Here is a 13,503-nt window from a genome sequence, read left to right as displayed (position 1 = left end):
GGTGAGTCTTCCCACGCCAGGTAAACATGCGACCAATGTAGCAATTCGCCAAGGGCCGATAAATGATAATTAGTGACGCGCCGTCTCGCCGTGCCTCGGGTCACGGGCGGCTCGGTAGAGCACAGAACACGGCGCTTGCGGCTGATGGCGGTGGCGGTGTCGTTGTGTGAGATATGCCTCTGCCGTCGTTGTGGCGTGGCGGCGCGGGGAGGTCGACCATGTGGTGATGACCTCCTCGCCTCGCCCGCCGGACGTCGGCGGCCGACCGGATCCGACCGGCGTGACCACCGTGCCCGGTGGAGAGCCCGCCCGCGGGTACCTGCTGGACAACGCGCGCGCCGAGGCGGGCGAGCGATTCGTCTGGCTGGCCGAGCTGTTCGACGGTGTGACGCGCGCGCACTTCGATCGGCTCGGGGTCAGGGCCGGCTCGCGCTGCTGGGAGGTGGGAGCCGGTGGCCGCAGCATCCCCGAGGCGCTCGCGGCGGCCGTCGGCCCGACCGGGTACGTGCTGGCCACCGACATCGACCCGTCCTGGCTGAAGGCAGGCGACGGGTACGAGGTGCGCCGGCACGACGTCGTCGCTGATCCGCCCCCAGAGCCGGGGACGTTCGATCTGGTGCACGCCCGCCTCGTGCTGGTCCACCTGCCCGACCGGGCCCGGGCGCTGGCCACGATGGCGGCGGCGCTACGGCCCGGCGGCCGGCTGTTGGTCGAGGACGCCGATACCGCTCTGCAGCCACTGGCGTGCCTGGACGACAGCGGCCCCGCGCAGCGGCGGGCCAACCGGCTGCGCGACGCGGTCCGGGAGTTGCTGACGCGCCGCGGCGCGGACCTGCGCTACGGCCGGACGCTGCCGCGGGCATTGCGTGAGGTGGGCTTGGTGGATGTCGCCGCGGCGGGCTCGTTCCCGGTCGGCGGACCGGCCTGCGACCGGCTGGAGGCGGCGACCATACGGCACGTGCGCGGCGAGCTGCTCGCGGCCGGGTTGGCCGACGACGCCGAGATCGACGCGCACCTGGCCGCCATCCACGCCGGCGAGCTCGACCTGACCCTCGCGCCGCTGATCTCGGCCTGGGGACGCCGTCCGGAAGAGCCCGCGCCGACACGTGGTGACTGACCTCAGAAGAGTGGTGTCGCGGATGACCGACGGGTGGTGATCCATGGTCTACGCCGTCGTCATGCGATACGCGCAGGGTGGCGCGCCCGCCGGGGCCGGACGTGCCGTCGGGAGGCTGCCGCGGTCATGAAGGTCGCTGTGTCCGATCACTGCTTCGGGACGTCGATCTGGCCGTTGGCGATCTTCTGTTCCACCTCGTCCAGGCGGGCCGCGATGTCGTCGATGTGGTGGCCGGTCGTGGTGTAGGCGAAGCCGTGGGCCTTGATGCCGTAGACGGTGCGGCCGCGCTTGGTAGAGCCGGCGGAGAAGTCTTCAAGGTAGTCGAAGACGACCGTGTCGACGCGCTTGATGATCGAGGTGAGGACGACATCGCGCATCGCGTCGTCCGCGGCGTGGGCCTCGTCACCCTCGGCGCCGATGACGTGCCCGCCGGCCGCCTCGGCGGCTCGCATGACACCGAGGTTGGAGTCTCCCGCCGCCTGGAAGAGCACGTCGGCCTGCGCGCGGAACAGGCCGGCCGCGACGGTCTGGCCTTGGTCGGGATCGTTGAAGCCGCCGAAGTCCGGGGAGCGGGTCACGTACTTCACGTCGACCTTGATGTCCTGCTTGACCGACCGGGCGCCCGCGACGAAGCCTGCGGCGGCCCGTTCGATCGGTCCGTCGTCATTGACCGCTCCGACGAAGCCCACGTGCCCGTTCTTCGATTTCAGGGCTGCCGCCACGCCGGCGAGGAAGCCGCCTTCCTGCTCGGCGAAGACCAGGTTGGAGATGTTGCCTCCCTTCGCCTCATCGCTGTCGACGATCGCGAACGTGGTGTCGGGGAACTCGGTCGCGACGGCTCTGACCGCCTCGGAGTAGGCGTAGCCGATCGCGATGATCGGGTTGTGCCCGCTCTTGGCGAGTCCTCTCAGTCGCTGCGCCTTCTGCTCTTCCGTCTCACCGGCCTTCGCCGCCAGTTCCTTGACCTCGCGGGCGCCGAGTTCCCGCTTGGCGCGTTCGGTGCCCTGGACGGCCGAGTCGTTGAACCACATGTCACCCCGGCCGCCGATGTCCAGGGCGATGCCGACCTTGTCCAGCTTGCCGGCGACGGCGGCGATGGCGGAGGAGGAGGCGGTGGCTCGGCGGGAGGCGGAGGGAGTGGTGGAGGGAGTGGTGGAGGGACCGGCAGAGTCGACGGGGTGGCCGCCGGGCGATTTCCACAGCCAGATGCCCGCCATGACCGCAAGAGCGAGCAGCACACTCAGCCAGGGGACCATCGTGCGCGGCCTGACGCGGCGGTGTCGTCCGGTCTGGGCCGGACCGGACGTGGTCCCCGCCGTCACCTGCGACGAAGGCGGCGAAACCGGTGATGCGGTGGCGGTGGTGGAGGGCGAGACGCCGACTGTGACGCCCGGCAGTGAGGCCGCGTCGTGGCCGACCAACTGGAGCATGATCTCGGCCGCCGTGGGCCTGGCCTGCGGGTCCTTGGCCAGGCATCGGCCGAGCAGCGGACGCAGCGACTCCGACACCCCACTGAGGTCGGGTTCGGCGGTGAGGACGGCGTGCAGGACGGACGGCACGCTCGCCCCGCCGAAGGCACGTCGGCCGGTGGCCGCGAACACCATGGTCACCGCCCAGGCGAACACGTCGGCCGGAGGGCCGACCTGCTCACCGGCGATCTGTTCCGGCGCCATGTACCTCGGGGTGCCGGCGACCCCGCCGCCGGTGGCCCCGCTGCCGGTGACCGTCAAGGAGTCCAGGGCGCGGGCGATGCCGAAGTCGATCACGCGCGGCCCGTCCGGGCCGAGCAGCACGTTGCTCGGCTTGAAGTCGCGGTGCACGACGCCCGCCTGATGGATCGCGGCCAGCGCGCCGGCCGTGCCCAGCGCCAGCCGTACCAACTCGTCGCCGCTGAGCGGCCCGCGTGCCCGCACGCGCTGCTCCAGCGAGGCGCCCTGGACGTACTCACTGACGATATAGGGCAGGTGATCAGCCGTACCGACCTCGATGACCCGCGCGGTGGAGAAGGTCGCCACCCGCCGCGCAGTGGCGACCTCCCGCAGAAACCTGCGCTCCGCGTCCTGGTCCATCATCTGGTGCGGGTGCAACACCTTGATCGCGACCCGCTCCCCCGCGGACGACTCGGCCAGATACACCGTGCCCTGCCCGCCCTGACCGATGCGGCCGAGCACCCTGTACTCGCCGAACTGGCCCGGCTCACCGGCGCGTAACGGGGACAGGTCGGACATCCACCCCTCCAGCGTGTCGGTCCGACAATAGGGGATCACGCGATCTCCTCGTGAGAAGACGCCGATACGCCACCGGATAGCGTCGTGATCAGTTTCGCTAACTCGTGGACGAGTACGGGTACGGCCCGGCGACAGGCCTGGACACCCTGCTGCTCATGGGCGACCGCTGGTTTCCGCCCGGTCTGCCGAGGTGAGACCGGGTGGCCTTCGGACATGTGACCAGCCACCGAGGTCGTTCAATGCGGGACGACTTGTGCCCGCACCCCGGGTAGATCATCGAATGCGGCGGAGGAGTCCATTGTGATGACCGTTCTGGCGGTCGCCGCAGCCGTCGCGGCGATCAGCAGATCGTACGCTCCACGCGGCTTTCCCACCCGTCGGACGTGCGCCATGAGTCGAGCATGAACCCGTGCGACATCCGTGCTGTACTCCTCGACCGGGATCAAGGCGAGGACATCATCTACGAAGGCCTGCCGGTTGGGACGGCGTGCCGTATCGGCCATCTCCACGCCGACGAGCAACTCCGCCACGGTTATCGCCGCGATCGCCACGTCGTCGGCGTCGCCGATCACCGTATCCACCGAGACCTTGCCTCGCTCCGCGGCGATGAGCACACCTGTGTCGAGGATCAAGCGTCGGGCCACAGGCTCCTCATCTCGTCATCGACCGCTTCCCTGGCCGCCGCGACATCAGAGGCGAAGTCAGCGTCCAATGTTCCCGCGCTTCTCGCGAGAAACGCCTTGACCATACGCCCTGGCGCTGTAGGCGCGGGGCCGATGACCGCGATCTGCCTTCCGCCCCGGGTCACCACGATTGTCTCGCCTCGCTCAGCCTCGTCGAGAACCGCCGCGAAGCTCCGAGATGCCTCGGTCGCCGTCATCACCTTCATGGAATCAGATTATCTGATAGCTGCCCCGCCGGCATGACCCAGTGACGCCGTCGGAGAAGGCCGCCGTCATCGGCGATCGTCGCCGGCGGACGTGGCTCGTCCGCGAAGATCGCTTCCGCACTCCAGGGAGGCGGGTCGCGGTCATAAGGTCGATGTCTCCGATCACTGCTTCGGGACGACGATCTGGCCTCTGGCGATCTTCTGTTCGGCCTCGTCCAGGCGTGACTTGATGCCGTCGATCTGGTTGCCGGTCGTGGTGTAGGCGAAGCCGTGGGACTTGACGCCGTAGACGGTGGGGCCGGGTTTGGTGGAGCCGGTGGAGAAGTCTTCGAGGTAGTCGAAGACGACCGTGTCGACGCGTTTGATGATCGAGGTGAGGACGACGCCGCGCAGTGCGTCGTCCGCGGTGCGGGCCTCGTCGCCTTCGGCGCCGATGACGTGCCCGTCGGCCGCCTTGGCGGCCTGCATGATGCCGATGTTCGAGCCGCCCGCCGCCTGGAAGACGACGTCGGTGCCCTCGCCGAACATGGCGGCCGCCACGCGCTTGCCCTTGGCCGGGTCGTCGAAGCCGCTGAAGTCCGGAGAAGCGCTGATGTACCTGACGTCGAGCTCGATGTTCGGCTTGACCGACTTGGCGCCTGCGACGAAGCCCGCGGCGGCTCTCTGGATGGGGCCTCCGTCCTCGACCGCCCCGAGGAAGCCCACGCGTCCATTGTTCGACTTCAGGGCCGCCGCCGCACCGGCGAGGAAGCCGCCTTCCTGCTCGGCGAAGACCAGGTTCGAGACGTTGTTCCCCCTCGCCTCCTCGCTGTCGACGATCGCGAACCTGGTGTTCGGGAACTCGGTCGCGACGGTGCTGATCGCCATGGAGTAGGGGTAGCCGATCGCGATGATCGGGTTGCGGCCGCTCCGGGCGAGCGTCCGCAGCCGTTGCGTCTTCTGTTCGTCCGTCTCGTCGGCCTTGGCCGCGAGCTCCTCGACCTCGCCCAGGCCGAGCTCCTTCTTGGCGCGTTCGAGGCCCCGCGCGGCCGAGTCGTTGAACCAGAGGTCACCCCGGCCGCCGATGTCCAGGGCGATGCCGACCTTGCCCAGCTTGCCGGCGGCGGTGGAGGAAGACGTGGCCCCGCCGGAGGCGGAGGCGGCGCCCGAGGTGGAGGCGTGGTCTCCGGGTGCGTTCGAGAGCCAGATGCCGACGGTGACCGCGAGGGCGAGCAGCACGCACAGCAGCGGGATCGCCGCCCGCGCCGCGCCGCGCCGAAGGCGGCCCGTCTGGGGTGAAGTGCCTGACCTTCCGGCAGCGGTGGCGGCCTCCGCCGCCCGCGGCACGGTCTCGTCCGTTGGAGGCACGGTCCCTTGCGCGGGAGGCACGGTCGCTTGCGCCGGAAACGGCAGGACGGCGGAGGGAGAAGCCACGGAGGCGGTGGAGGAGAGAGGCGGCGGCTCGCCGGTTGTCGTCCCAGGTGGCCCGGGAGGCCGAGGTGGCCGGGCCGCGTCGTGGCCGACCAACTGGAGCATGATCTCGGCGGCTGTGGGCCTGGCCTGCGGGTCCTTGGCCAGGCATCGGCCGAGGAGTGGACGCAGCGACTCCGGAACCCCACTGAGGTCGGGCTCGGCGGTGAGGACGGCGTGCAGGACGGACGGCACGCTCGCGCCGCCGAAGGCACGGCGGCCGGTGGCCGCGAAGACCATGGTCACCGCCCAGGCGAACACGTCGGCCGCAGGGCCGACCTGCTCACCGGCGATCTGTTCCGGAGCCATGTACGTCGGGGTGCCGGCGACGCCGCTGCCGGTGACCGTCAAGGAGTCCAGGGCGCGGGCGATGCCGAAGTCGATGACGCGCGGCCCGTCGGGGCCGAGCAGCACGTTGCTCGGCTTGAAGTCGCGGTGCACGACGCCCGCCTGATGGATCGCGGCCAGCGCGCCGGCCGTGCCCAGCGCCAGCCGTACCAACTCGTCGCCGCTGAGCGGCCCGCGTTCGCGGACCCGCTGCTCCAGCGAGGCGCCCTGGACGTACTCGCTGACGATGTAGGGCTGGTGGTCGGCCGTTCCGACCTCGATGACGCGAGCGGTGGAGAAGGTCGCCACCCGCCGCGCGGTGGCGACCTCGCGCAGGAACCTGCGCTCCGCGTCCTGGTCCATCGCCTGGTGCGGGTGCAGCACCTTGATCGCGACCCGCTCCCCCGCGGACGACTCGGCCAGATACACCGTGCCCTGCCCGCCCTGACCGATGCGGCCGAGCACCCTGTAGTCACCGAACCGGCCCGGCTCACCGGCGCGTAACGGGGACAGGTCGGACATCCACCCCTCCAGCGTGTCGGTCCGACCATAGGGGATCGGGCGCTTCCCGCGCGAGGAATCGCCTACGCGCCGGGGGTACCGGCGCGATCGGCTTCGTGGGGCTCACGCAAGCAGAGAGTGGCCTGTCGACACGCAAAGTTTGTATAACCGCACCTATAATAGATGCGGTTATACATTGGAGGCGCGTGTGGACAAGCCCAGTGAGATCTTCGCTCGGGACTTCGAGTGGGCGGAGCTGAGTCGCTTCGCCGCCTACGAGGCCCCCCAGGCGACCCTGGGCGTGGTCTCCGGGCGTCTCCGCCAAGGCAAGACCTTCCTGCTCGACGCGCTCACGACCGCGACCGGCGGGTTCATGTTCACCGGTACGGAGACCACCGAAGCCGACGCGCTGCGGCAGTTCGGCGACGCACTCGCCGCGCACGTCGGCGAGCCGCATCCGTTCCGCTTCGCCACCTGGGACGAGGCCATCACCCGGCTCCTGCGCATCGCCACCGCCGGTCCCACGGTCGCGGTCATCGACGAGTTCCCGTTCCTCGCCAAGGCTTCCCCCGCCCTGCCCTCCATCATCCAGCGCGCGCTCGACCCGGCCGCCCAGCGCGGCAACACTCCCGTCCGCCTGCTGCTGTGCGGGTCCGCCCTGTCGTTCATGGGACGCATCTTGTCGGGCAACGCTCCGCTGCGCGGCCGTGCCGGACTGGAACTGGTCGTGCCCACCCTCGACTTCCGTCTCGCCGCCCGGTTCTGGGACATCGCCGACCCGCGCACCGCCGCGCTGACCAACGCCGTCGTGGGTGGCACGCCCGCCTACCGCCGGGAGTTCACCCAGGGTGACACGCCCGCCGACGCCGGCGACTTCGACTCCTGGATCGTCCGCGCGGTCCTCAACCCCGGCCGCCCGCTCTTCCGCGAAGGCCGCTACCTGCTCGCCGAAGAACCCGAGCTGCACGACACCGCCCTGTACCACTCTGTGCTGGCCGCGATCGCCGACGGCAATCACAACCGCGGCGGCATCGCCTCCTATCTCGGCCGCAAGTCGACCGACCTGGCCCACCCGCTCACCATCCTCCAGGACGTCGGCATGATCACCCACGAGCGGGATGCCTTCCGCGGCAACCGCTCCACCTACCAGATCGCCGAACCTCTTCTCGCCTTCTACCACGCGGTCATGCGATCCGCTTGGGGGGAACTGGAACGGCCCGGCCGCGCGCCGGACGTCTGGCGTCGCCTCCAGCCGACCTTTCGCAGCAAGGTCGTCGGACCGCACTTCGAGCGCATCTGCCGCGAGTGGACCCGCTGGTACTGCCGCCCCGAGACCATTGACGGTTTTCCCTCGACGGTGACCGCCGGCACCGTTCCCGACGCGACCGACCGGACCGCTCACGAGGTCGATGTCGCGGCCTTCGGCCATGATGAGGCCGGTCGCGAGCGGCTCCTGGCCATTGGCGAATGCAAATGGAACGACATGATGGGCCCGGGACACCTGCGCCGGCTCGACCGGATCCGCGACCTGCTCCGCGCCCGCGAAGGCGTCGACGCCGAGCGCACACGCCTGCTCCTGTTCAGTGGCACCGGCTTCAGTGACGACCTGCGCACCCTGGCCCGGCGTGACCCCGCCGTCCAACTCGTCGACCTGGACCGCCTCTACGCCGGCGCATGAATGCGCACAAGGGTGATCAGCCCTGATGGAGTGCCCAGATGCCGGTGGCGGCGTCAGTGCTTGACGGCTCGCAGGACGACGAACCTGGGGTCGCTCGCGGCGACTTCGCAGTTGCCGAAGAGCCGGCGCAGCTTGGCGTGGTAGCCGAGATGCCGGTTGCCGACCACCCACAGCTCACCGCCGCGGCGAAGCGCCGCGCGTGACCCGTTGAACATCCGCCAGGCCGTCTCGTCGGTCGTCGTGCGGTGCGCGTGGAACGGCGGGTTGTTCAGCACCAGGTCCACCGTGCCGGCGGGGACGCCGGACATGCCGTCGGCGGCAAGGAACCGCGCGGTGGTGCTCGCGTCCGCGTTGTCGACGTGCGCCCGGAAGGTCGCCTCCGCCGACGTCAGCGCCTGGTAGGACTCGTCGATGAACGTCACCTGGGCCTCGCCGTTGTCCAGCGCCGCGGCGAGCCCGACGACCCCGTTGCCGCAGCCCAGGTCCACGACGTGCTCGGGGCCGCGGCGCGACGGCAGGTGCTGGAGGAAGAAGCGGGTGCCGACGTCGAGGCGGTCGGCGCAGAAGATGCCCGCGTGGTTGGTGACGGTCAGGCCTGACACCGCGCCGATGCCGGCGGGCAGCGCGTAGCTTCGCGGCCACGGGTTCTCGCCCCGGGACAGCCCCGGATCGGGCGCGCAGAAGATGAGCCGCGCCTTCTTCACGGCCAGCGACGTCCTGGTCGGCCCGAGGATGCGTTCGAACAGCCTCAACGTCGAGGTGTGGATCTCGGTCACCATCCCGGCGCCGACGACCACGGTGCCCGCGTGCACGTGCGGGGCCAGGCGGTGCAGTTGGTCCTCAAGGAGGGCGAGGCTCTTCGGCACCCGGACGAGCAGCACGTCGATGCGGTCCGGCGGCGGGTCCTGGGTCGTGGCCAGTCGCACGGCGTCCGCCGCGACCCCGTTGCGCTCGATGTTCGCCTGGGTCGCTTGCTGGGTGAGGTAGGAGTCGGTGATCTGCACGGGACGGTGATCGGCGAGCGCCGTGACCAGGGCGCCCCACCGGTCGTTCAGCACCACCACGGTGCCCGACAGCTCCGTCGGGGCGCCATCGATCCCCTCGAGCTCCCGCAGGAGATACTCGTCGGCGGCGTCCCAGGCGCGAAGCGGGTCACGGGGACTCTCGGGGAAGCGGGTGAGGTCGAACCCACCTGTCGACGTCGTCAAACGGTTCATCACGCCCCAGGTTAGCGACCCGCCGCCACCCCGGCCGCATCCCGTCCGCTCACCGTGGCATGTCCGGGGCGGGGACGTGGAGGGGGCGTTCGAAGAAGGTCTCCAGGGCGACGATGGTCTGGGTTCTGGCCACGCCGTCGACCTCGAAGAGTCTGCGCAGGACGTCCTGGAGGTCCTGGGTGCTCGCGGCCCTGATCTTGAGGAGGAGGGACGCGGGGCCGGCGATGACGTGGGCCTCCTCCACCTCGGGGATGGCGCTGAGCGCCTGGCGGGTGTCGCCCATCCACGTGGTGCCGTCGACCATCACGTACGCCAGGACGCCCCGGCCGGCGGCCACGGGATCGACGTCCACCGTCGTACGCCGGATGACGCCGCGTTCGCGCAGTTTGCGGACGCGCTCGTGGGCGGCGCCGCTGGACAGACCCACGGCCGCGCCCAGCGCGGCGTAGGAGCGGGTGGCGTCCTGCTGGAGAAGGCCGATCAGCGCCCTGTCGATGTCGTCCATGGGGGGACGTTATCATCCGACTCCCGAACCTCATCTTGCGTCTATGCAGGTTCATGAGACGAGATATCGGTATAAGGCCGATTGACGATATGGTGTTCGGTAGGCTTTGCTGGGGGCATGACGGAGACCATTCCCACCGAGCTGGAGGAGCTGGACGAGCGGTTCGCCACGGTCGGGGGCGACGAGCGCGTCGAGCGCATCTACCAGGGCTGCCGGTGGGCCGAAGGGCCGGTGTACGTGCCGGCGGGGCGTTATCTGCTGTGGAGTGACATCCCCAATGACCGGATGCTGCGCTGGGACGAGCCGACCGGCACCGTGGGGCCGTTCCGGACGCCGGCCGGGTACACCAACGGGCACACCCTGGACGCCCAGGGGCGGCTCATCTCCTGCGAGCAGGGGCGACGCCGGGTGACGCGCACCGAGCACGACGGCTCGGTCACCACCATCGCCGACCGGTGGGAGGGCAAGCGGTTCAACAGCCCGAACGACGTGGTGGTGAAGTCCGACGGGTCCATCTGGTTCACCGACCCCTCCTACGGGATCACCAGCGACTACGAGGGTCATCGGGCCGACAGCGAGATCGGGGCCGACCAGGTGTACCGCGCCGACCCGGTCACGGGCGAGGTGCGGGTGGTGGCGGACGACTTCGTCCGGCCCAACGGGCTGGCGTTCTCGCTCGACGAGCGGCTGCTGTACGTCGTGGACACTCGCCGCAAGCACCTGCGGGTGTTCGACGTGCACGACGACGGCACGCTGACCGGCGGGAAGGTGCTCGCCGAATGCACGGCCGGCTCGTTCGACGGCATCCGGCTGGACGACACCGGCCGCATCTGGGCGGCGACCCACGAAGGGGTGCACTGCTTCGCCCCCGACGGCACGCTCATCGGGAAGCTGCGCCTGCCGGAGAAGACCTCCAACCTGGTCTTCGGCGGCCTCAAGCGCAACTGGCTGTTCATGACCGCCTCGACATCGGTGTACGCCATCATGCTCAACGTCCGCGGAGCCCGCCCCGTCTACGCCACGCCGGCCGGCGGGTGATCTGGGCCTGAGGGTCCCGCGTCCGCCGCCGTCGGCGGACCGCGAAAGCGCCCGGGACAGGGAGGGTCGCCCCGGGCGCCGTGCTTCCTCAGTGGGCGAGGACGCGCTGGTGGAGGTCGGTGACGGTCTTTCTGGCGGACTCCAGGGCGCCGGCCTGCCAGGCGATGAGGTAGCTGAGCCAGTCGCCCGCGAAGTGGACGTGGCCGGCCGGCCTGTTGAGAAGCTGGTAGGCGCCCGTGCGGGACGGCCAGCCGACCCAGGCGCCCTCGATGAACGGCTGGCGCTTCCATGACACCGAGACGGAGGTGACCAGCTCGTCGCGGTACTTGGCGCCGTGGATCTTCATGCCCTGTTCGATGGCGCGTTTCTCCCGTTCGGCGTGCGGGAGCGCGGCGTAGGCGTCCTGGTTGGCGCCGTTGTTGTAGTAGCCGATGACCAGGCCGCGCCGCTTGCCGTACCCGTAGGAGGGGTACCAGACGACCGACAGGTCGAGGTCGGTGTTGGTGATGCCGCCATAGATGTTCTCGTCGGTCTCCCACCAGCGGCGGCGGTACTCCAGGCCGATCTTGCCGGAGGAGGTGACGGTCGGCGTCGCAAGGGCCGCCTGGACGTCCGGGCCGAGGTTGTGCGGGGTCCTGGCGAGCAGGTGCGGCGGCATGGCGGCCACGCAGAAGTCGCCCTTGACGGTGCGGACCTTGCCGTTCCTGTCCTGGTACTCGATCTCGACGCCGTTCGGCAGGTCGGTGATCCTGGTGACCTTCGACCGCAGCCAGATCTTGTGCCTGCCGATGGCCTCGGCGAACGCCTTGGGGATGGCGTCCATGCCGCCCACCGGCTGGAACATCAGCATCGCCTGGTCGTAGCCGAGCTCGAAGGAGAAGCGCTGGCCGACGCCGCTGGCGAGGACGTCCGACAGGGACGGGACGGGGCCGAGGGGGACGCCCGGCTGCTCCCCCGCGCCGGGGTCGGTGCTGTACCCGCGGCGGTCGCCGCTGCCGGTGTAGGCGTACCCGTTGGCCTTGGTGCCGATCGCGCCGAAGCCGCGCAGGAAGGTGAGGAGCCGGTCCTTGTCCTGCGCGGTCAGCTTGGCGTCGAGCGCGCCGCCGTCGGTGGCGGTGGCGAGCAGTTCGGAGATGTAGCCGTAGACGTCCGCCTTCGCGGTGCGCCAGGTGACCGGGGCGGTCATCCCGGCCGAGGCGTTGAAGATGTAGGTCTGCGCGTTGGAGTTGGTGAACACTTCCAGGTCGACGCCCAGCTCGCGGCAGTAGTCCATGGTGACCATCCACTGCGCGAGCCGCGCCGGGCCGGCGTTCATGTAGATGCCATCGGAGAAGCGGGCGATCTGGGTGGACCCGTCGAGCTCGGTGATCCGGTCGCCTCCCCTGATGGTCCAGTTGCGGCCGCCGACCCGGTCGAGCGCTTCCAGGACGGTGCAGTCGTATCCCGCCTTGCCCAGTTCGTAGGCGGTGGCGAGGCCGGCGACGCCCGCGCCGAGGACGATCACCTTCTTCGCCCCTCTGCCGGTGAGGGTGAAGTCGGACGGCCGGGGCGGGTCGAACCTGGTGCGGCTCGCCGCCTCGGCCGTGGGCGCGAGTCCGAGCGCGCCCATCGTGGCCAGGAGTGCGCCGGCGCCGCCCGAGGCACCGACGGCGGTGAGGAATCCACGCCTGCTGTAGTCCACAGACACCTCCAAGATCTCTGGAGGCAAGTGTGAGCGTGATCTATTGCCATGATCCGACGATCACGTTTCGTCCGTATTTCTCCGCATATTGGCGGTTTGTCGCGGCGTGCCGCCTCGGGGAGAGGGTCACTGGCCGGTGCGCCATGGGCGCCGGCCCGGATTGCTCCGCCAATGACACCCGGATACCGAAAGGTGCTGGAATAGGGAGCGTTTCGGAAGGGCGCCCTCCCGTTGGAGGACGGGCCCACACCCTGCGCGTGAGGAAGTACGCATGGCCTTCATCCACCACACCACCATGACGCCCACCAAGCTGGAGTTGCTCGCCGGCTGGTTGCCCAAGCAGAGCTGGTACGTGGGCGAGGCGGGAACGCCGGAGCTGGTCAGGGCCGGCGGGTTCCGCCTGGACGATCCGGAGGGCGCGGTCGGCATCGAGTTCATGGTCGTGGTGGACGCCGCCGGACGGGAACCGGTCGCGTATCTGGTGCCGATGGGGTACCGCGACGCGGCGCTGGAGGAGGTCACCGGCGAGGCGCTGATCGGCACCTCCGAGCACGGGGTGCTCGGCACCCGGTGGATCTACGACGGCGTCCATGACCCGGTGGTGATGGCGCGGTTGCGCGCCCTGCTGCGCGGCGAGGCGATCCCGCAGCACCAGAGCCAGAGCGACACCCCGGACCCGACCGTCACCGTGCAAGCGAACATCCCCGGCGATGGGGGCGAGGTTCGGGTCAACCGCGTCCTGCGGCCGGCGGATGCCGCGCGGAGCCTGCCCGGACACCTCGTCGCCGGGTGGACCTGGCCGGACGGGACGACCGCACGGGGAGTCTTCGCGACCGTCGAGCCGCGGTAGGAGGTCGCGCGGGCTACCCGCCC

11 protein-coding genes are annotated in these 13,503 nt (G+C 70.1%); 4 read left to right on the top strand and 7 right to left on the bottom strand.

Translation table 11 applies throughout. From position 1 onward, the window contains the following. Nucleotides 1-226 precede the first annotated feature (226 nt). Nucleotides 227-1,117 (top strand): methyltransferase domain-containing protein, encoded by an 891-nt coding sequence (locus tag ABZT47_RS10090; protein ID WP_354838289.1) that lies wholly within the window; start codon nt 227-229, stop codon nt 1,115-1,117. A gap of 146 nt (nt 1,118-1,263) precedes the next feature. Here the strand turns inward: ABZT47_RS10090 and ABZT47_RS10085 are convergent, their stop codons facing one another. The 4 genes from ABZT47_RS10085 to ABZT47_RS10070 form a co-directional block, all read right to left on the bottom strand. Continuing rightward, on the bottom strand, nt 1,264-3,384 hold the full coding sequence (locus ABZT47_RS10085; protein WP_354838286.1) for a BMP family ABC transporter substrate-binding protein: 2,121 nt from the start codon (nt 3,382-3,384) through the stop codon (nt 1,264-1,266). Nucleotides 3,385-3,581: 197 nt separating this feature from the next. Then, nucleotides 3,582-3,977: a PIN domain-containing protein gene (locus tag ABZT47_RS10080; RefSeq protein WP_354838284.1), complete on the bottom strand. Its 396-nt coding sequence runs from the start codon at nt 3,975-3,977 to the stop codon at nt 3,582-3,584. Continuing rightward, nucleotides 3,974-4,234, bottom strand: a complete 261-nt coding sequence (locus ABZT47_RS10075; RefSeq protein WP_354838281.1) for a type II toxin-antitoxin system prevent-host-death family antitoxin — start codon at nt 4,232-4,234, stop codon at nt 3,974-3,976. The genes ABZT47_RS10080 and ABZT47_RS10075 overlap by 4 nt, the downstream gene beginning before the upstream one ends. 162 nt (nt 4,235-4,396) lie before the next feature. Further along, on the bottom strand, nt 4,397-6,532 hold the full coding sequence (locus ABZT47_RS10070) for a BMP family ABC transporter substrate-binding protein (RefSeq protein ID WP_354838278.1): 2,136 nt from the start codon (nt 6,530-6,532) through the stop codon (nt 4,397-4,399). Nucleotides 6,533-6,719: 187 nt separating this feature from the next. Here ABZT47_RS10070 and ABZT47_RS10065 point away from each other — a divergent pair, with 187 nt between their 5' ends. Then, entirely contained in the window at nt 6,720-8,189 is a 1,470-nt protein-coding gene (locus ABZT47_RS10065) for an ATP-binding protein (RefSeq protein WP_354838275.1), read from the top strand. Between the two features lie 53 nt (nt 8,190-8,242). Here the strand turns inward: ABZT47_RS10065 and ABZT47_RS10060 are convergent, their stop codons facing one another. Then, nucleotides 8,243-9,406 (bottom strand): methyltransferase, encoded by a 1,164-nt coding sequence (locus tag ABZT47_RS10060; RefSeq protein WP_354838272.1) that lies wholly within the window; start codon nt 9,404-9,406, stop codon nt 8,243-8,245. Between the two features lie 49 nt (nt 9,407-9,455). Continuing rightward, nucleotides 9,456-9,911 (bottom strand): Lrp/AsnC family transcriptional regulator, encoded by a 456-nt coding sequence (locus ABZT47_RS10055; protein ID WP_354838269.1) that lies wholly within the window; start codon nt 9,909-9,911, stop codon nt 9,456-9,458. 117 nt (nt 9,912-10,028) lie between these two features. Between ABZT47_RS10055 and ABZT47_RS10050 the strand changes: the two genes are divergently transcribed. After that, a complete protein-coding gene (locus tag ABZT47_RS10050) occupies nt 10,029-10,949 on the top strand; it encodes an SMP-30/gluconolactonase/LRE family protein (RefSeq protein WP_354838266.1) in 921 nt (306 codons plus the stop codon). An 88-nt stretch (nt 10,950-11,037) separates the two neighbouring features. Here the strand turns inward: ABZT47_RS10050 and ABZT47_RS10045 are convergent, their stop codons facing one another. Beyond that, nucleotides 11,038-12,630 carry an FAD-dependent oxidoreductase gene (locus ABZT47_RS10045; RefSeq protein WP_354838263.1) on the bottom strand — a complete coding sequence of 531 codons (1,593 nt, stop codon included), beginning with the start codon at nt 12,628-12,630 and terminating at the stop codon, nt 11,038-11,040. Nucleotides 12,631-12,901: 271 nt separating this feature from the next. Between ABZT47_RS10045 and ABZT47_RS10040 the strand changes: the two genes are divergently transcribed. Beyond that, nucleotides 12,902-13,480, top strand: a complete 579-nt coding sequence (locus ABZT47_RS10040; RefSeq protein WP_354838260.1) for a 1,4-alpha-glucan branching protein — start codon at nt 12,902-12,904, stop codon at nt 13,478-13,480. Nucleotides 13,481-13,503: the final 23 nt, after the last annotated feature.

Origin of the sequence: Sphaerisporangium sp. NPDC005289, assembly GCF_040607455.1 — a bacterium.
Taxonomy (GTDB): Bacteria; Actinomycetota; Actinomycetes; order Streptosporangiales; family Streptosporangiaceae; genus Sphaerisporangium; species Sphaerisporangium rhizosphaerae.
This window is presented reverse-complemented; position numbering and strand designations above follow the sequence as displayed.